The 16,922-nt window shown below is 62.6% G+C and carries 14 protein-coding genes; 4 read left to right on the forward strand and 10 right to left on the reverse strand.

Going from position 1 to position 16,922, the window contains the following annotated elements:
- Positions 1–2 precede the first annotated feature (2 nt).
- The 4 genes from guaD to xdhA are packed head-to-tail and all read right to left on the reverse strand — an operon-like array spanning position 3 to position 5,818.
- Positions 3–1,301, reverse strand: a complete 1,299-nt coding sequence (gene guaD, locus ACMA5I_RS07230; protein WP_525885561.1) for a guanine deaminase — start codon at positions 1,299–1,301, stop codon at positions 3–5.
- Entirely contained in the window at positions 1,298–2,050 is a 753-nt protein-coding gene (gene xdhC, locus ACMA5I_RS07235) for a xanthine dehydrogenase accessory protein XdhC (RefSeq protein ID WP_525885562.1), read from the reverse strand. The genes guaD and xdhC overlap by 4 nt, the downstream gene beginning before the upstream one ends.
- Positions 2,043–4,352 (reverse strand): xanthine dehydrogenase molybdopterin binding subunit, encoded by a 2,310-nt coding sequence (gene xdhB, locus ACMA5I_RS07240; RefSeq protein WP_525885563.1) that lies wholly within the window; start codon positions 4,350–4,352, stop codon positions 2,043–2,045. The genes xdhC and xdhB overlap by 8 nt, the downstream gene beginning before the upstream one ends.
- On the reverse strand, positions 4,349–5,818 hold the full coding sequence (gene xdhA, locus ACMA5I_RS07245; RefSeq protein WP_525885564.1) for a xanthine dehydrogenase small subunit: 1,470 nt from the start codon (positions 5,816–5,818) through the stop codon (positions 4,349–4,351). Before xdhA ends, xdhB begins: the two co-directional genes overlap by 4 nt.
- 169 nt (positions 5,819–5,987) lie before the next feature.
- Here xdhA and ACMA5I_RS07250 point away from each other — a divergent pair, with 169 nt between their 5' ends.
- Positions 5,988–7,292 carry an NCS2 family permease gene (locus ACMA5I_RS07250; protein WP_525885565.1) on the forward strand — a complete coding sequence of 435 codons (1,305 nt, stop codon included), beginning with the start codon at positions 5,988–5,990 and terminating at the stop codon, positions 7,290–7,292.
- A 61-nt stretch (positions 7,293–7,353) separates the two neighbouring features.
- Here ACMA5I_RS07250 and ACMA5I_RS07255 read toward each other — a convergent pair whose 3' ends face one another.
- From ACMA5I_RS07255 to puuE, 4 genes are read right to left on the reverse strand one after another with little or no spacing between them, the layout of a single operon-like run.
- Positions 7,354–8,751 carry a uracil-xanthine permease family protein gene (locus tag ACMA5I_RS07255; RefSeq protein ID WP_525885566.1) on the reverse strand — a complete coding sequence of 466 codons (1,398 nt, stop codon included), beginning with the start codon at positions 8,749–8,751 and terminating at the stop codon, positions 7,354–7,356.
- Positions 8,752–8,756: 5 nt separating this feature from the next.
- Complete coding sequence (locus ACMA5I_RS07260; protein ID WP_525885567.1) at positions 8,757–9,269, reverse strand: ureidoglycolate lyase; 513 nt, start codon at positions 9,267–9,269, stop codon at positions 8,757–8,759.
- Positions 9,269–10,132 (reverse strand): bifunctional allantoicase/(S)-ureidoglycine aminohydrolase, encoded by an 864-nt coding sequence (locus ACMA5I_RS07265; protein ID WP_525885568.1) that lies wholly within the window; start codon positions 10,130–10,132, stop codon positions 9,269–9,271. The genes ACMA5I_RS07260 and ACMA5I_RS07265 overlap by 1 nt, the downstream gene beginning before the upstream one ends.
- A complete protein-coding gene (gene puuE, locus ACMA5I_RS07270) occupies positions 10,129–11,529 on the reverse strand; it encodes an allantoinase PuuE (protein ID WP_525885569.1) in 1,401 nt (466 codons plus the stop codon). Before puuE ends, ACMA5I_RS07265 begins: the two co-directional genes overlap by 4 nt.
- Before the next feature lie 140 nt (positions 11,530–11,669).
- On the opposite strand from puuE, the gene uraH reads away from it, so the two are divergent.
- Positions 11,670–12,029, forward strand: a complete 360-nt coding sequence (gene uraH / locus ACMA5I_RS07275; RefSeq protein WP_525885570.1) for a hydroxyisourate hydrolase — start codon at positions 11,670–11,672, stop codon at positions 12,027–12,029.
- Here uraH and ACMA5I_RS07280 read toward each other — a convergent pair.
- Positions 12,026–12,955 (reverse strand): LysR family transcriptional regulator, encoded by a 930-nt coding sequence (locus ACMA5I_RS07280; protein ID WP_525885571.1) that lies wholly within the window; start codon positions 12,953–12,955, stop codon positions 12,026–12,028. The two genes, uraH and ACMA5I_RS07280, sit on opposite strands and share 4 nt — an antisense overlap.
- A gap of 102 nt (positions 12,956–13,057) precedes the next feature.
- On the opposite strand from ACMA5I_RS07280, the gene ACMA5I_RS07285 reads away from it, so the two are divergent.
- Together ACMA5I_RS07285 and ACMA5I_RS07290 are read left to right on the forward strand one after the other, a co-directional pair.
- Entirely contained in the window at positions 13,058–14,302 is a 1,245-nt protein-coding gene (locus ACMA5I_RS07285; RefSeq protein WP_525885572.1) for a urate hydroxylase PuuD, read from the forward strand.
- On the forward strand, positions 14,299–16,437 hold the full coding sequence (locus ACMA5I_RS07290; RefSeq protein WP_525885573.1) for a malate synthase G: 2,139 nt from the start codon (positions 14,299–14,301) through the stop codon (positions 16,435–16,437). The genes ACMA5I_RS07285 and ACMA5I_RS07290 overlap by 4 nt, the downstream gene beginning before the upstream one ends.
- Positions 16,438–16,491: 54 nt before the next feature.
- Here the strand turns inward: ACMA5I_RS07290 and ACMA5I_RS07295 are convergent, their stop codons facing one another.
- Entirely contained in the window at positions 16,492–16,809 is a 318-nt protein-coding gene (locus ACMA5I_RS07295; RefSeq protein ID WP_525885574.1) for a hypothetical protein, read from the reverse strand.
- Positions 16,810–16,922 lie beyond the last annotated feature (113 nt).

A 16,922-nucleotide genomic window follows, 5' to 3' on the forward strand; every position in this document is an offset into this window, starting at 1 on the left:
CCCTAGCCTACCGACACATTTTTCTGCGCCGTGCCCGCCACATAGGTCTGTGCAACGGCGCGGTCATCGCCCAGAGTTTGCAGGATAAACAGCTCCTCAGCCAGTGTCTCCGCCGCCGCCATGCGCAGCGCCATGGCCGGGGTGGCTGCGGCATCGAGCACCACCACATCCGCTGCGCTGCCAACCTCCAGCGTGCCGATCTCCGACAACTTGCCAAGCGCCTCGGCATTGCCGCGGGTGGACCAGTAATAGCTCTCAAACGGATGCAGTTTCTGCCCGTTCAGTTGCAGCACCTTGTAGCCCTCATCCATGGTGCGGAGCATCGAATAGCTGGTCCCACCGCCAATATCCGTCGCAATCGCGGTGCGCACACCAGCGCCCTCCAGCCCATCGCGATCAAAAAGACCGCTGCCGAGAAAGAGGTTCGAGGTGGGGCAGAACACGGCGACCGAGTCCGTCTCCGCAATGGCGCTGCGCTCGCGGTCGGTCAGATGAATCGCGTGGCCGAATAGGCTCTTCGGCCCGGCGAGGCCGTAGCGCTGGTAAATGTCGAAATAATCCCGCGCCTCGGGGTAAAGCTCCGCCGTGAAGGCAATCTCATCGTGATTTTCCGACAGATGCGTCTGTATCGGACAATCCGGGAATTCCTGCGCCAGCGCGCCCGCAGCCTTAAGCTGCGCAGGCGTTGAGGTGATCGCGAAACGCGGTGTGATCGCCACCTCGGCGCGGCCCTTGCCGTGCCACTTCTCGATCAGCGCTTTGGTCTCGTCATAGCCGCGCTCGGGCGTGTCGGTCAGGCCGTCCGGGGCGTTGCGATCCATCATCACCTTGCCTCCAATCACCGCCATATCGCGGCGCGCGGCTTCGGTGAAATAGGCCTCGGCGGAAACGGGATGAACCGAGCAGAACGCCACCGGCGTCGTCGTGCCGTGAGCGGTGAGCAGGTCGAAAAACGCGGTCGCCATTTCGCGGGCGTGGTCGGCATCGGCAAAGGCGAGCTCGGCTGGGAAAGTGTAGGTGTTGAGCCAGTCAAGCAGTTGCGCGCCCCAACTGCCGATCACCTGCACCTGCGGGAAATGCAGATGCGTGTCGATGAAGCCGGGGAGGATCAGATGCGGGCGGTGGTCGACGACCTCCACGCCTTCCTGCGCGATGTTAGCGTAGTCACCGCGCGCTACGATCTTGCCATCCCGGATCAGCAGCGCGCCGTCCTCGACATAGCGATGCGCGGTGGTGTCCTCGGGGCCTTCGGGTTTGCGTGTGAAGTCCAAGAGACGCCCGCGCAGGATAAACTCGGTCATGACCCTCCTCCAATCGCCGGGCTAAGGCGTAGCAAAATTTCGGTCGCGACAAAGGCGGCGATCACTTCGGGCCGCTTATCGCCATAGCCGGACGCGCCTATGGGACAGATCAGCGCGCTGTCATCCACCCCGGCCTCGCGGCACTGCCGGGCGAAAATCGCGCGTTTGGTCGCGGAGCCGATCATGCCGACATAGGGGAATCCCCGTTTCAGCGCCTCCATACCGATCAGGAAATCCAGGCCATGGTCGTGAGTGACGATGAGGATCGCGGCATCCTCGGGCGCGGTGTCGAGTTCAGCCTCCGGCAGCGGCGTCAGGCGCGTCTCGGCGCCGCCCTCATACCGCGCCATTTCCTCAGCGCGCGGGTCGATCAGGATCGGGGTCAGCGGCAGCGGCTCCAGCGTCCGCGCAACGGCCCGCCCGACATGACCCGCCCCGAAAATCAGCACCTGCGGCGAAACGGCGCGCGGCGCGTCTTCCGCCTCACTTTGCACAAGGCTGACAGTCACACGTCCGCCGCAGCATTGCCCGATCTCGGGGCCAAGGCTGCGCGTGATCTCGCGCGCGGTCTCGCCGGAAAGGAGCATGTCGCGCGCCGATTTGATCGCCTCGAATTCCAGCGCGCCGCCACCAATCGTGCCATCGATGCGGTCCGCGAAAACCAGCATCGCGGCGCCCTCCTCGCGCGGCGCGGAGCCGTCCACCTTGGCGAGCGTCACCTTGATCGCGCGCTGCGTCTCGTCAGCCATTCTGCCCGCGCATCCGCTTCACCGCCATCAACACGCGCTCCGGCGTCGCGGGCGCATCGAGTTGCGGACATATCTTGTAATCCGCCTCGGACGCCACCGCCATGGAGAGCGCTTCCAGCACCGAACTTGCCAACATAAAGGGCGGCTCGCCCACGGCTTTCGAGCGCCGGATCGTCGGCTTGGGGTTCTCCGACCAATCCGCCAGCGCGATGTTCATCACGCGCGGTCGATCCGAGGCGAGCGGGATTTTATAGGTCGAGGGCGCATGTGTCTTAAGCTGCCCCTTGTCGTCCCAGACCAACTCCTCGGTCGTCAGCCAGCCCATCCCCTGAATGAACCCGCCTTCGATCTGCCCGATATCGACGGCAGGGTTCAGCGAGCGGCCGCAATCATGGAGAATGTCCACTCGGTCCACATGATATTCGCCGGTCAGCGTGTCGATGGAGACCTCGCTCACCGCCGCGCCATAAGCGAAATAATAGAAGGGGTTGCCCTTCCCAGTGCTGCGATCCCAGTGAATGTCCGGCGTTTTATAGAAACCGGTTGCCGAGAGGTGGATGCGCGCGAGATAGGCCGCTTCGATCACCTCCTCAAAGGGCAGAAGCTGGTTGCCGACACGCACATGGTTCGGCTCAAACGCGATCTGGTCTTTCGGCACACCCCAGTGATCGGCGGCGAAGTCCTCCAGCCGCCCGCGCAGGGTGAGCGCCGCGTCCTGCGCCGCCATGCCGTTGAGATCGGAGCCCGAGGACGCCGCCGTCGCCGAGGTGTTCGGCACCTTGCCCGTGGTCGTTGCCGTGATGCGGACGTGGTTCAGGTCCACCTGAAAACAGTCCGCCACGACCTGCGCGACCTTGGTGTTGAGGCCCTGCCCCATCTCGGTCCCGCCATGGTTCAAATGGATCGAGCCATCGCGATAAATATGGATGAGCGCGCCCGCCTGATTGTACCAGGTCGCCGTGAAGGAGATGCCGAATTTCACCGGCGTCAGCGCGATCCCTTTGCGGATCACGCCGCGCTTGTCGTTATGCGCAAACACCGCCTTGCGCCGCGCCTGATAGTCGGAACTCTCCTCAAGCTGATCGACGATCCGGCCAATGATATTGTCCCGCACCGTCTGGTGATAGGGCGTCACATCGCCGTGCTGCCCGTAGAAATTGGCACGACGTATCTCCAGCGGGTCTTTGCCAAGTTTATAGCCGATTTCCTCGCAAATCCGCTCGGCCATAAGCAAGCCCTGAGGCCCGCCAAAGCCGCGAAACGCCGTGTTCGACACCGTGTTCGTTTTCATCGGGCGGGATTGCAGATGCACCGCCGGGTAGAAATACGCATTGTCTGCATGGAAGAGCGCGCGGTCGGTCACGGGGCCGGAGAGGTCCGCCGAGAAGCCGCAGCGCGCGGCAAGCTCGCCCTCCACCGCAAGGATGCGGCCCGTCTCGTTATAGCCGACGGTGTAGCGGTTGAGGAAATCATGGCGCTTGCCAGTGGCGGTCATATCGTCGTCGCGGTCGGGCCGGATCTTCACCGGAACACCATGCTTTTTCGCCGCGACGGCCGCCAGCGCCGCGAACAGGTTCGGCTGCGTTTCCTTGCCGCCAAAGCCGCCGCCCATCCGGCGCACTTCGATGGTCACGGCCCCGGTCGGCACGCCGAGAACATGGGCCACCATATGCTGCACTTCGGACGGGTGCTGGGTGGAGGAATAAACCTTCACCTCGTCATCCTCGCCCGGAATGGCGAAGGCGATATGGCCTTCGAGGTAGAAATGATCCTGCCCGCCGACACGCATTTCGCCGCTGAGCTGATGCGGTGCGTCCGCCAAGGCGGGCGCCACATCGCCGCGCTGAAGCGTGAGCGGCTCCGTTACATGCGGGCCGTCCTGCGCCAGCGCGTCGCCGACATCGGTGACATGGGGCAGCGGCTCATACTCGACCTTCGCCAGCTTCGCCGCCCGCCGTGCCGCATCGCGGCTTGTCGCAAGGACGCAGAAGATCGGTTGCCCCCAGAATTCGACCATGCCTTCGGCGAGAACCGGATCGTCATGTTTGCCGGTTGGCGAGACATCATTATGCCCCGGCATGTCCGCTCCAAGCAGCACATCGACCACGCCCGGCGCCGCGCGCACGGCGCTCAGATCCATCGCCGCGATCTTCGCATGGGCCGCTTCAGAAAGGCCGAGGCAGGCGTGCAAGGTGCCATGCGGCTCGGGGATATCGTCGGTATATTCCGCGCCGCCGGTGACGTGTTTATGGCCGCTGTCATGGCGCTGCGGTTGGTGAACGCCCCCCTTGATCATGTTCATTCTGCTGCCTCCCGGATGAGCCGCACGTCGCTGCCCCCTTGCTCCAGCCAGAACCGCATGAGCAGATTGGCGGCAACGTCGGCGCGGTATTCGGCGCTGGCGCGGTGGTCGGAAATCGGGTCGTAATCCTTGGCGATCGCGTCCATCGCGGCGCGGACAGTATCCTCATGCCACGGCTGGCCTTTCAGCGCGGTTTCTGCGTGGCGCGCACGTTTCGGGGTCGCTGCCATACCGCCAAAAGCGATCCGCGCGGAAGTGATGGTGTCCCCCTCAACCTCCACGGTGATCGCCCCGCAGACCGACGAAATCTCCGACTCGCGCCGCTTGGAAATCTTGTAAGCGCCGCTTCGCGCGGTCTCATTCGGAAGCGGGATATGGATGGCCTCAACAAACTCGCCTTTGGCGCGGTCCTGCTTGCCATAATCGATGAAGAAATCCTCCAGCGGGATCGTCCGCCGCGCATCGCCCTTGCGCAAGGTGAGCGTTGCGCCGAGCGCGATCAGCGTCGGCGGCGTGTCGCCAATCGGCGAGCCATTGGCGATGTTCCCGCCAACCGTGCCCATATTGCGCACCTGCCAGCCCGCGATCCGCGCCCAGAACGGGCCGAGATGCGGGAAATGCTCCGCCAAAAGCGCCTGACAATCAGTGTAGCTCGCGCCCGCGCCGAGAGTCAGTTTCCCGCCTGACACCTCCATCTGGCGCAAGTCATCAAGATGCGCGATGAAGATCGCGGGAGAAATATCCTTCAGGAATTTGGTGATCCAGAGGCCGACATCGGTGGCCCCGGCGACAATGGTCGCGTCCGGATGGGCTTCGTAAACAGCCGCGAAATCATCGACGGAGGCAGGCAAAATAGCCCGGTCGCCGTCCCGCTCAACTTCCACGCGCGCGCCGTCAGCCCAGTTATGAAGCTGCGCCGACACCGCCTCCCGCTGCGACTCCAGCCGCGCCGCGACGCCGCCCTCACGTGCCGCCTCCTGCGCGGCAGCAATGATCGGGCCGTAGCCGGTGCAGCGGCAGAGATTGCCTTGAAGCGCTTCCTCGATCTGGTCGACAGACGGGTCCGGCACGTTCATCAGAAGCGCGAAAAGCGTCACCACGATGCCCGGCGTGCAGAACCCGCATTGGCTGCCATGCAGCTTGACCATCGCCTCCTGCACCGGGTTGAGCGCGCCGCCCGGCTCCGCCAGATGCTCGACCGTGACCACGTGACAGCTATCGAGCGTCGGCAGCAGGCGGATGCAGGCATTCACCGGCTCATAGACCAGCGCGCCGCCCCGAAACTGCCCGACCAGCACCGTACAGGCCCCGCAATCGCCCTCGGCGCAGCCCTCTTTCGTGCCTTTCAACCGCCGCTCGATCCGCAAGAAATCCAGCAGCGTGTCACGGCTCGCGACCTCGCGCAGCGTGATTGGCTGGTCATTGAGAAGCAGGCGCATCTCGCGCCGCGTCTGCACATCGCTCATCACAATCTCCCTGTGGCCTTTTCGGCCTTTCTTCGCAGCTTACGCCCGCAAAGGCGCGACTGTAAGGGGCAAAACCGCAGGGAAGCTTTTCAAAAATTCTTTGAAAGTATTCCAGAAAAAGCGCACACAAACTAGTGTCATAAGACACTGACAGCGGGGAACAATAAAAATGTTGGAAAAATTCTTTAAACTGGAGGCGCACGGCACCACGCCGCGCACCGAGATCATCGCGGGGGTCACGACCTTCCTGACGATGGCCTATATCATCTTCGTCAACCCGGACATCCTGTCCACCACCGGTATGGATCGCGACGCGGTCTTTGTCGCAACCTGCCTGGCCGCTGCGCTCGGCTCGCTCATCATGGGTCTGCTCGCGAACTGGCCGATCGGGATGGCCCCCGGCATGGGCCTGAACGCCTTCTTTGCCTTCACCGTGGTTGGCGCCATGGGGTTCACATGGCAGCAGGCGCTCGGCGCGGTGTTTATCTCTGGTGTGATCTTCTTGCTGCTGACCGTCACGGGTGTCCGCCGCTGGTTGATCGCCGGGATTCCGTCCTCCATGCGCTATGCCATTGCCGCCGGTATCGGCCTCTTTCTGGCGCTCATCGCGCTGACCAGCGCCGGGATCGTTGTGGACAATCCGGCCACCTATCTGGCGCTTGGCGACATGACGGCCACCGGTCCGCTTCTCGCGATCCTTGGCTTTTTCATCATCGCGGCACTCGCGGCGATGCGGGTGACTGGCGCGATCCTCATCGGCATCCTGATCATCACCGCCATGTCGATCATCATAGGCGCAAGCGAGTTTGGCGGGATCCTCTCCATGCCGCCCTCCATGGCACCGACCTTCTTGCAACTCGACATCATGGGCGCGCTCAGTGCCGGGATCTTTCAGGTTGTGCTGGTCTTCGTGCTCGTCGAAGTCTTCGACGCGACCGGCACGCTGATCGGGGTTGCGAGCCGCGCCGGTCTTCTCGAAGGCGACAAGCCCGAGGACAATCCGCGCCTTGGTCGCGCCCTTCTGGCGGACAGCTCTGCGATCCTCGCAGGCTCCGCGCTAGGCACCTCCTCGACCACGGCTTATGTCGAAAGCGCCTCGGGCGTGCAGGCGGGCGGGCGTACGGGCCTGACCGCCGTCGTCGTCGCGGTCCTGTTCCTGCTGGCGCTCTTCTTCGCGCCGCTCGCAGGCTCGGTCCCGGCGGTCGCCACTGCTCCGGCACTGCTCTACGTCGCCTGTCTGATGATGCGCGAGCTGGTCAACGTCTCTTGGGACGATGTGACCGAAGCCACGCCCGCCGCGATCACGGCGCTGATGATGCCCTTCACCTATTCTATCGCGAATGGTCTGGCTTGCGGCTTCATCTCCTATGCGGTGATCAAGGCGCTCAGCGGTCAGGCGCGGGATGTGCATCCGGCGACATGGCTGGTGGCGGCGCTCTTCGTCATCCGCTTCGCCTTCTTCGGCGGCGAATAAACCAAAAAAGGGGCGCCTTCGAGGGCGCCCCTTTTCCCATCGGCCAGGCCGATTATTTCTCTTATTTCTTGCCCGACATGCCGCCCGACACCTCTTCGGTCGCCTCAGCAGGCAACTCATCCGGCAAGAGTAGGTTCAGGAAAATCGCGATGAAGGCTGCGGGCAGCAGGCCCGAGGTCATCAGCACCGCCGCCGTTTTCGGCAGATGCTGGACCGCGCCCGGCTCAAGCTGAAGCCCCAGCCCGACCGAAATCGCGATCCCGAAGATCACCATGTTCCGGCGGTTCCACTCCACATCGGCGAGCATGGAGACGCCCGAGGCGACCACCATGCCGAACATCACGATCACGCCGCCGCCCAGCACTTCGATGGGCATGGTCGAGATCGCCGCGCCGACCTTGGGCAGAAAGCCGCAGAGGATCAGGAAGACCGCGCCGATGGTCACAACCCAGCGGCTCATCACGCCGGTGATCGCGATCAGGCCGACATTCTGCGAGAAGGACGTGTTCGGAAGCGTGCCGAAGAACCCGGCCACAGCGCTGCCAAGACCGTCCGCCCAAGTGGCACCAGTGATTTCCTTATCCGTTGCTTCACGCTGTGCGCCCCCTTTACAGATCGCAGTCACATCGCCGACTGTCTCCACGGCGGAGACAAAGGCCAGCAGGCACATGCCGATGATCGCCGCCGGATCGATGCGGAACCCGAAAGGCAGCAGTTGCGGCGGCGCGACGACAGCGGCGTTGCCAACCGCGGAGAAATCCACCATGCCGAGGAAGAACGCGTAGATATAGCCCGCGATCAGGCCGATCAGGACCGCCGCGACGGACAGCATCCCCTTGGCGAAAAACTTCAGGCCAAGCGTGGTGAAGAGAACCACCAGCGCCACGGACCAGCTTTTCAGACTGCCATATTCGGGCGTCCCGATTTTCGGCACACCGCCCGCGGCATATTGGATGCCGACTTTGACGAGCGCGAGGCCGATCAGCGTCACGATCAGCCCGGTGACGAGCGGCGGGAGCGCAAAGCGGATTTTGCCGATCTGCGTGGCGAGGAAGGCGTGGAAGACCCCGCCAATGACGACCGCCGCCATCAGCCCGCCCATGGCCTCAGTGCCGCCGCCAGCGACGACCGGCACCATCACCGGGAGGAAGGCAAAGCTGGTGCCCTGCACGATCGGCAGACGCGCCCCGACCGGGCCGAACCCGATGGTCTGAAACAGCGTCGCGATCCCGGCAAAGAGCATTGACGCCTGGATCATGTAAATCAGCAGCGGGAAATCCGGGGAGCCCGAGCCGAAGCCAAAACCCGCCGCACCGGCGACGATAATGGCAGGGGTCACGTTGGAGACAAACATCGCCAGCACATGCTGGATGCCAAGCGGTACCGCCTTTGCCAGCGGCGGCATGTAGTCGGGATCTCGTAGCTGTTCGGGGGTTCCTATCGCGCTATCTGCGGCCATACTTCTTACTCTCCGTGTTGATTTGGAAGGGAAATCTGCCAAGGCGTTTCCATATTATATTCTTCCAGATTATTGCCGGGGCCGTCCCGGTCTATGACGAGGAAATCCGCCTCCTCATAGAGCGTCGTCAGAACCGCGTGCCACAGGCCGCGCGGGTAATTAAGGCCGATGCCGGGTGGCACCAGAAAGGGATGCGGCGTGCCGGGTTTGCCGCCGTCGTCATGCGCCACCACCGCGAGCCATGGATGCGGGCCGAGCGGCACGAAACACTGGCTGCCGAGCGGGTGGCGCTCCATCAGATCGAGCATGAGCGGCACCGTGTAAGGCCGCCCGTGGAAAATATTGATGACCGCCGTGCCTTCGCCGCTCAGTTCGACCGAGGCGAGCGCATGATGCCGGTCGCACATGCCGCGATTGATGACCTTTGAGGGCGCATCACGGCGCTGAATGATCTCGCCAAATGGCGCGAAGCCCTCCGCGGTGAGGGGCTGGGCGACGAGGTGGCGAGACCGATCCATCAGCGCATCGTCCCCTGAAGCTGTCCGCTGATCGAGCCATCAAGCGGCGCGTGGCGGTTCACGTCTTTATAGAGCAGGTAGCGGAACGTCCCAGGTCCGCCCGCATAGCAGGCTTGCGGGCAGAAGGCGCGGAGCCACATAAAATCGCCCGGCCCGACCTCAACCCAGTCGCGATTGAGCCGATACACCGCCTTGCCCTGAAGCACGAAAAGCCCGTGTTCCATCACATGCGTCTCAGCAAAGGGGATCGAGCCGCCGGGTTTGAAGGTCACGATGGTCACATGCATGTCGTGGCGCAGATCGTCGGGATCGACAAAGCGCGTCGTCGCCCAAGCCCCTTCGGTCTCAGGCATCTCGGCGGGCGGAATGTCCTGCTCATGGACGGTGAAAAACTCCGGCTTGCCCTGCCCTGCACAGCTTTTGTAACGCTTGCGGATCCAGTGAAACACCGCCTTGCCCTCGCCCTCATTGCGCACGGCCCAGTCGGAGCCGGACGGCACATAGGCAAATCCGCCCTGCCGCAGGGTCGCGGTCTCCTCGCCGCAGCGCAGCGTGATTTCCCCCGCCGTGACGAACAGCGCCGCCTGCGCATCCTCGTCACTTTCCGGCAGATCGGACCCGCCGCCGGGCGAGAGTTCCACCACATATTGCGAGAAGGTTTCCGCAAATCCTGTGAGAGGGCGGGCCAGTACCCACATGCGCATCCCCTCCCAGTTCGGCAGGTAGCTCGCGACAATATCGCGCATCACAGAGGCCGGGATCACCGCATAGGCATTGGTAAACACCGCCGTGTCCGTGGTCAGCTGGTCCTGCCCCGGCAGACCGCAGAGCGGGCCACCAAAGGGTATGGGAGGAGTCGTCATGGCAGGATCTCCTTCAGGCGCAACTCAGCGATCCGCTCGACCTGCTTCGCCGCCGTCTCGAATTCGGTTTCCGTACCGTTTTCAACGCGCTCTTCGAAGTTCTTCAAAATACTTGCCTTGTCGTGATCCCGCACCGCGATAATGAAAGGGAAGCCGTGCTTCGCCGTGTAGGCATCGTTGAGTTCGGTAAACCGCGTGCGCTCCTCATCGGTGAGCGCATCCAGACCCGCGCTCGCCTGCTCCGCTGTCGACTCCGCCGTGAGGCGCTTGGCCGCCGCCAGTTTGCCCGCCAGATCGGGGTGCGCCGTGAGCACACCAAGCCGCTCCTCTCGACTCGCCGCGCGAAACTGCCGGGTCAGCGCCGAGGCCATGCCGACCGCCGTGTCATGGGCGGGACCAAGCTCGCCGTCATAGGCACGTTCGGCGAGGAAGGCGGAATGTTCATAAATGCCGCCGAATGTCTCGACAAAGGCGTCACGTTCCATCTCGGACGGCCGGGTGCGGCTCTGCGGCGGGTGATGCTCATGCCAATGCCGCGCGATATCGATCCGGCGGGGGAACCAGACATCGTCGTGACCGCGCGCATATTCGATGAATTTCTGGACCGCCAACGCACGGCCCGGACGGCCAGCGAGACGGCAATGGAGGCCAATCGACATCATCTTCGGCTGGCCCGCCTCACCTTCCGCATAAAGCATATCGAAGGCATCGCGCAGATAGGCGAAGAACTGCTCTCCGGAGTTGAACCCCTGAGCCGTGGCGAACCGCATGTCATTGGCGTCGAGCGTATAGGGGATGACCAGTTGCTCCCCGCGCCAATAGGGCAGATCGTCATCATAAGTGTCGGAAATATAGAGGAACCCGCCCTCCTCGCTTGCGAGCGACACCGTATTCATCGACGCCCGCCCGAGATAGAAGCCCAGCGGGCGCGCCCCGGTCACTTCAGTATGAAGCCGGATCGCCTCATCAAGATGCGCCTTCTCCTGATCGCGCGGCACGTCCTTATATTCGATCCATTTCAGGCCGTGGCTCGCGATCTCCCAATCCGCAGCCTTCATCGCCGCGACCTGCGCAGGCGAGCGGGCGAGCGCGGTGGCCACGCCGTAGACGGTCGGCTTTACATCCGAGCCGGTGAAGATCCGGTGCAGGCGCCAGAACCCGGCCCGCGCGCCATAGTCGTAGATCGACTCCATGTTCCAATGCCGCTGTCCGGGCCACGCCTGCGCGCCGACGATTTCGGACAAAAACGCCTCGGACGCCTGATCCCCATGCTCAATGCTATTTTCGCCGCCTTCCTCGTAATTGACGACGAATTGCACCGCGATTTTCGCACCGCCGGGCCAGTTCGGGTTGGGCGGTGTGGCCCCATATCCATGCATATCGCGGCTATATCGCATCGGTCCTCCTTTGAGTTTCCCCTCAGACTAGGCGTTCTGATCGCGCGGGACATTCAAGAAATTTTTGAAAGACTGTTTCTTTATTTACGCTGTATTCGCGCGCGAGCCCGCTCTAGGGTCGGCGGAAAAGGGAGACGACCATGGCCGATAGCGGCAGACTGAGCACCCATGTTCTCGACACAGCCAAGGGCAAACCGGCCGCCGGGCTGCGCATCACGCTTTACCGCCTCGACGGCGAGACACGCGAGACGGTGAAAGAGGTGGAAACCAACAGCGATGGCCGCACGGACGCGCCGCTTCTGGCCGGCGATGAGTTGACCGAAGGGGTCTACGAGCTGGAATTTCACGCCGGGTCCTACCTGCGCGCGGGCGATGTGACCGGCGGGACGCTCTTTCTCGATGTGATCCCAATCCGGTTTGGCGTCGGCGATGCGGGCGCGCATTATCATGTGCCGCTGCTGCTCTCGCCCTACGGCTATTCCACCTATCGCGGCAGCTAAGCGTCCTCGCGGGCGGTGGCGTCCTCGATGGCATCCAGTTCCCGCCGCGCGGCGGACAGCATGAATTCGATGTAAATCCGCACCTTGGGATCAATCAGCTTCCGGTGCGGATAGAGGATGGCGAGCGGCGACGGGTCCGGCAGAGCGTCCGGCAGGATTTCCACCAGATCACCGCTGGCGAGGTAGGGCGCGACCTCATAGCGCGCGCGGTTGATGATGCCGTGACCCGCCAGCGCCCATTGAATCAGCACATCGCTGTCATCGGCGCTGAACGGGCCGCTCAGGCGATAATTCTTCGTCTCGCCATTGTCGCGGAGCGCCCAAACCTGTTCCGTCGTCCCCGCGAAACGGAGTAGCAGACAGTCATGATCCGCCAGATCCGCCGGGCTTTGCGGCGTGTCGCGCGCCTCCAGATAGCTTGGCGCGGCGCAGATGGTGCGGCTCACCTGACGGATCACACGGCGCTTCAGGGTAGAGCTGGATAGCTCGCCAAACTGAAAGGCCAGATCCACACCTTCGTCAAACAAATCAACGATATGGTCGGAAAGCCTCAAGCGGATTTCGACCTCGGGATAGATCTTGTTGAAGGCCGGAATGACCGGCGCCACGATCCGCCGCCCTAGCCCCAACGGCGCGGCGACATGGATGGATCCTTTGAGCCCGGTCGAATGTTCCGCCAGCGCCGCCTCAGCCTCCTCTACTGTGTCGATGATCCGGCCCGCATGGGCGTAAAAGAGCCGCCCCATCTCCGTCGGCACCACTTTCCGCGTCGTCCGGTTAAAGAGCCGCACCCCAAGCCGTTTCTCCAATTCCTGTATCCGCGCCGACGCCACCGCCGCCGACACGCGCTGATCCCGGCCCGCCGCGGAGATGCTCCCCAGCTCCACCGTGCGCAGGAAAATACGGAGATTATCGAGATAGGGCATAGGGTTTACGTCCGATTATCAAGAATTTTTTGATAGCAAACCTTGAATCGCTGGCTTTTGCAATCTCCCGCGATTTGGCACTCTTTGGCGCGAGGAGAATTTATGAACGAATACGCTGTTATTTGGGACTGGGCGATGGCGGCCGCGCGGTGGCTTCACATCGTCACCGCAATCGCTTGGATTGGCTCATCTTTTTACTTCATTGCGCTGGATTTGGGGCTGCGCAAAGCTGCGAATTTGCCGAAAGGCGCGGCGGGTGAGGAATGGCAGGTCCATGGCGGGGGCTTTTACCACATCCAGAAATATCTGGTCGCGCCCGAGGCCATGCCCGAGCATTTGACGTGGTTCAAATGGGAAAGCTACGCGACTTGGCTCTCCGGCGCGATGCTGATGGCCCTGCTCTATTACGGCGGCGCGGACCTCTTTTTGATGAACCGCGAGGCGTGGGATGTGCCGAGCTCCGTCGCGATCCTCATTTCGATCGTCTCGATTGCCTTCGCATGGGCGCTTTACGAGATCCTCTGCAAGTCGAAATTCGGTGAGGACAACACCAAACTGATGCTCGCGCTTTACGGCATTCTCGTCGTGATTGCATGGATTTACTGCCAGATCTTCACAGGCCGCGCGGCCTTCCTGCACCTCGGCGCGCTCACCGCGACGATCATGTCCGGCAATGTGTTCTTCACCATCATCCCGAACCAGAAAATCGTGGTGGCGGACCTCAAGGCGGGCCGCACGCCGGACCCGAAATACGGCAAGATCGCCAAGCAGCGCTCGACCCATAACAACTATCTGACTCTGCCCGTGATCTTCATGATGCTGTCGAACCACTACCCGATGGCGTTTGCGACCGAGTTCAACTGGATCATCGCGTCGCTCATTTTCCTGATGGGCGTGACGATCCGCCATTTCTTCAACACCATGCATTCGCGCAAAGGCTATGTCTGGTGGACTTGGGTTGCGACGGTCGGGCTCTTTTTTCTCGTCATCATGTTCTCGCTTTGGGGCAGCAAGGTCCCGGACAGCGAGACCGAGGTCAGCGAGCTTCCGGCCCGCGTTCAGCAATTCGCTAGCAACGCGCATTTTGACGGGGCGAAGCAGGTCATCAACACCCGCTGCGTCATGTGCCACAACGCCGATCCGAGCTATCCCGGTGTGCGCTGGACGCCGAAGGATGTGGATCTGAGCAATGATGCGGGCATCCTGACCCATGCCCGCGCCGTCTATCTTCAATCCGGGCGCAGCCATGCCATGCCGCCCGGCAATGTCACCATGATGGAAGATCGGGAACGCGCCCTGATCACGGCATGGTTTGAAAGCGCAGTCAGTGAGGGGAGCGTCGAATGAGTTACGAAACGAAAGCAGGGATTCAGGTCGAAAGCGGGCTGGCCAAGTTTATCCAAGCGGACGCCCTCCCCGGCACCGGGATCGAGGCGGATGCGTTTTGGTCCGGCCTTGCGGATATTCTCGGCCGCATGACACCGAAGAACGCGGCGCTGCTGAAAAAACGTGAGGATTTGCAGGCGCAGATCGACCAGTGGCATCGCGAGAATGAGATGGATGCTGGGGCTTATCGCGCATTCTTGGAGGAGATCGGCTATCTGCTCCCTGAGGGTGAGGACTTCCAGATCGGCACGCAGAATGTCGACCCCGAGATTGCCGAAGTGGCCGGGCCGCAGCTTGTTGTTCCCATCATGAATGCCCGCTACGCGCTCAACGCCGCCAACGCCCGCTGGGGAAGCCTCTACGATGCGCTTTACGGCACAGACGCGCTTGGCGATTTGCCGAGCGGTAAGGGATACGATCCCGAACGCGGCGCCCGTGCGATTGCTTGGGGCCGCGATTTTCTCGACGCGCATTTCCCGCTGGATGGGGCGAGTTGGTCCGACGCGACCAAACTCAGAGCTGATGCAAGCGGCCTGAGCGTCACCACCGACAATGGCGATGCGACCCTGAAAGACCCGGCGCAATATCTCGGCTTTGCGACCGAGGCATCGCCGCTTCAGGTGATCCTTGTCCATAACGGCCTGCGGATCGAAATCCTCGTCGATCCAGAGAGCCAGATTGGCAAGGATGACAAGGCCGGGATTTCCGACATCTGGCTCGAATCCGCCCTCACCGCGATCATGGATTGCGAGGATTCGGTGGCCGCCGTCGACGGGCCGGACAAGACGCTGGCTTACCGCAACTGGCTCGGCCTGATGAAGGGCGATCTGACCGAAGAGGTCAGCAAAGGCGGCGAGACGATCACCCGCAAGCTGAACCCGGATTTCGCCTATGAAGGCCCGAACGGTCCCTTCTCGATCAAGGGCCGCGCGCTGATGCTGGTGCGCAATGTTGGCCATCTGATGACCACGCCCGCCGTGCTGAACGCGGATGGGTCCGAGGCGTATGAGGGTCTGCTCGACGCGGTGATCACCGTGATGATCGCGCTGCACGACCTGAAGAAAACCGAAGGGCCGCGCAACTCCGTCAAAGGCTCCGTCTATGTGGTGAAGCCGAAGATGCACGGGCCGGAAGAGGTTGCCTTTGCCGATGAGGTGTTCACGGCGGTGGAAGATCTGCTCGGCCTCGCGCCGAACACCGTGAAAATCGGCATCATGGATGAGGAGCGCCGCACGACGCTCAACCTCAAGGAATGCATCCGCGCCGCGAAGGACCGCGTGGCCTTCATCAACACCGGTTTCCTAGACCGCACGGGCGACGAGATCCACACCTCCATGCAGGCCGGTCCGATGATCCGCAAAGGCGCGATGAAGGGCGAGGCCTGGATTTCCGCCTATGAGGACAACAATGTCGATATCGGTCTCGCGGCCGGCTTCCGGGGCAAGGCGCAGATCGGCAAAGGCATGTGGGCGATGCCCGACCGTATGGCGGAGATGCTGGAGCAGAAAATCGGCCACCCGAAATCTGGCGCGAATTGTGCGTGGGTGCCTAGCCCGACCGCCGCGACCTTGCACGCGACCCATTACCACAAGGTCGATGTGGCCGCGCGGCAGGAAGAGATCGCCAAGGGCGGCAAGCGGGCGGATAAGGCGGACATCCTGACGGTCCCGCTCGCCAAGGGGCAGAACTGGACGCCCGACGACATTCGCGACGAGATCCGCAACAATGCGCAAGGGATCCTCGGCTATGTGGTCCGCTGGGTGGATCAGGGCGTCGGCTGTTCCAAAGTGCCTGATATCAATGATGTGGGCCTCATGGAGGACCGCGCGACCTGCCGGATTTCCTCGCAGCACATGGCCAACTGGCTGGAGCATGGCGTGATTTCCGAGGACGACGTGCGTGCCGTCATGCAGGAAATGGCCGAGGTGGTGGACCGCCAGAACGCCGATGATCCGAGCTATGAGCCGATGGCCCCCGGCTTCAACGGTCCGGCCTATCAGGCGGCGCTGGATCTGGTGTTGAGAGGCGCGGAGCAGCCGTCTGGCTATACCGAACCACTGCTCCACGCTGCGCGCCTCGACAAGAAGGCGGGCTAAACGACCACGCTAGCCCTTCCCAAACGCGCCCCCGGTTCCCGCCGGGGGCGTTTTTCATTTGCCGCGCATATCCGCGACCAGCCGATGCTCGATGTCCAGCGGGAAGGCGCGGCTCGCGCCCTCATCCCCGGTCGCATCGAAAATCAATGCCTTGAGGCGCGGCAGATAGCTGCGGAGCGGGCGCGGCGCGTCGCTTGGCGCCTCCGCATGATAGCGCCGCATCGTCTCGATATAATCCTCAATCGCCTGCATCAGCGCCGCATCCGCCCGCGCTTTACGCAGGATCTCGTCCATCTCGCGGCGCGTGATCAGCACATGTTTGCCCTCAGCCCCGATCCAGGCCTGAAGAACCACGTCATTGTCTTTACTCATCTTGGTGTCAGAAACTCGTTAAACAGAAATTTTTGGTTAAACGCCGGCCCGCAGCAGAGGGAAAAACACCGGCCCCGACCGAGATCGGGACCGGTGCGTCCTGCCTTGAACAG

Origin of the sequence: Jujubicoccus corallicola (assembly GCF_047345645.1) — a bacterium.
Taxonomy (GTDB): Bacteria; Pseudomonadota; Alphaproteobacteria; order Rhodobacterales; family Rhodobacteraceae; genus JBLEFH01.

Excerpts from the sequence above, each read along its gene's own strand:
- ACMA5I_RS07295 (WP_525885574.1), bottom strand. The coding sequence starts at position 16,809 with ATGAGTAAAGACAATGACGTGGTTCTTCAGGCCTGGATCGGGGCTGAG.
- guaD (WP_525885561.1), bottom strand. The coding sequence starts at position 1,301 with ATGACCGAGTTTATCCTGCGCGGGCGTCTCTTGGACTTCACACGCAAA.
- ACMA5I_RS07265 (WP_525885568.1), bottom strand. The coding sequence starts at position 10,132 with ATGACGACTCCTCCCATACCCTTTGGTGGCCCGCTCTGCGGTCTGCCG.
- uraH (WP_525885570.1), top strand. The coding sequence starts at position 11,670 with ATGGCCGATAGCGGCAGACTGAGCACCCATGTTCTCGACACAGCCAAG.
- ACMA5I_RS07285 (WP_525885572.1), top strand. The coding sequence starts at position 13,058 with ATGAACGAATACGCTGTTATTTGGGACTGGGCGATGGCGGCCGCGCGG.
- xdhB (WP_525885563.1), bottom strand. The coding sequence starts at position 4,352 with ATGAACATGATCAAGGGGGGCGTTCACCAACCGCAGCGCCATGACAGC.
- ACMA5I_RS07250 (WP_525885565.1), top strand. The coding sequence starts at position 5,988 with ATGTTGGAAAAATTCTTTAAACTGGAGGCGCACGGCACCACGCCGCGC.
- xdhA (WP_525885564.1), bottom strand. The coding sequence starts at position 5,818 with ATGAGCGATGTGCAGACGCGGCGCGAGATGCGCCTGCTTCTCAATGAC.
- ACMA5I_RS07260 (WP_525885567.1), bottom strand. The coding sequence starts at position 9,269 with ATGGATCGGTCTCGCCACCTCGTCGCCCAGCCCCTCACCGCGGAGGGC.
- xdhC (WP_525885562.1), bottom strand. The coding sequence starts at position 2,050 with ATGGCTGACGAGACGCAGCGCGCGATCAAGGTGACGCTCGCCAAGGTG.
- ACMA5I_RS07255 (WP_525885566.1), bottom strand. The coding sequence starts at position 8,751 with ATGGCCGCAGATAGCGCGATAGGAACCCCCGAACAGCTACGAGATCCC.
- puuE (WP_525885569.1), bottom strand. The coding sequence starts at position 11,529 with ATGCGATATAGCCGCGATATGCATGGATATGGGGCCACACCGCCCAAC.
- ACMA5I_RS07290 (WP_525885573.1), top strand. The coding sequence starts at position 14,299 with ATGAGTTACGAAACGAAAGCAGGGATTCAGGTCGAAAGCGGGCTGGCC.
- ACMA5I_RS07280 (WP_525885571.1), bottom strand. The coding sequence starts at position 12,955 with ATGCCCTATCTCGATAATCTCCGTATTTTCCTGCGCACGGTGGAGCTG.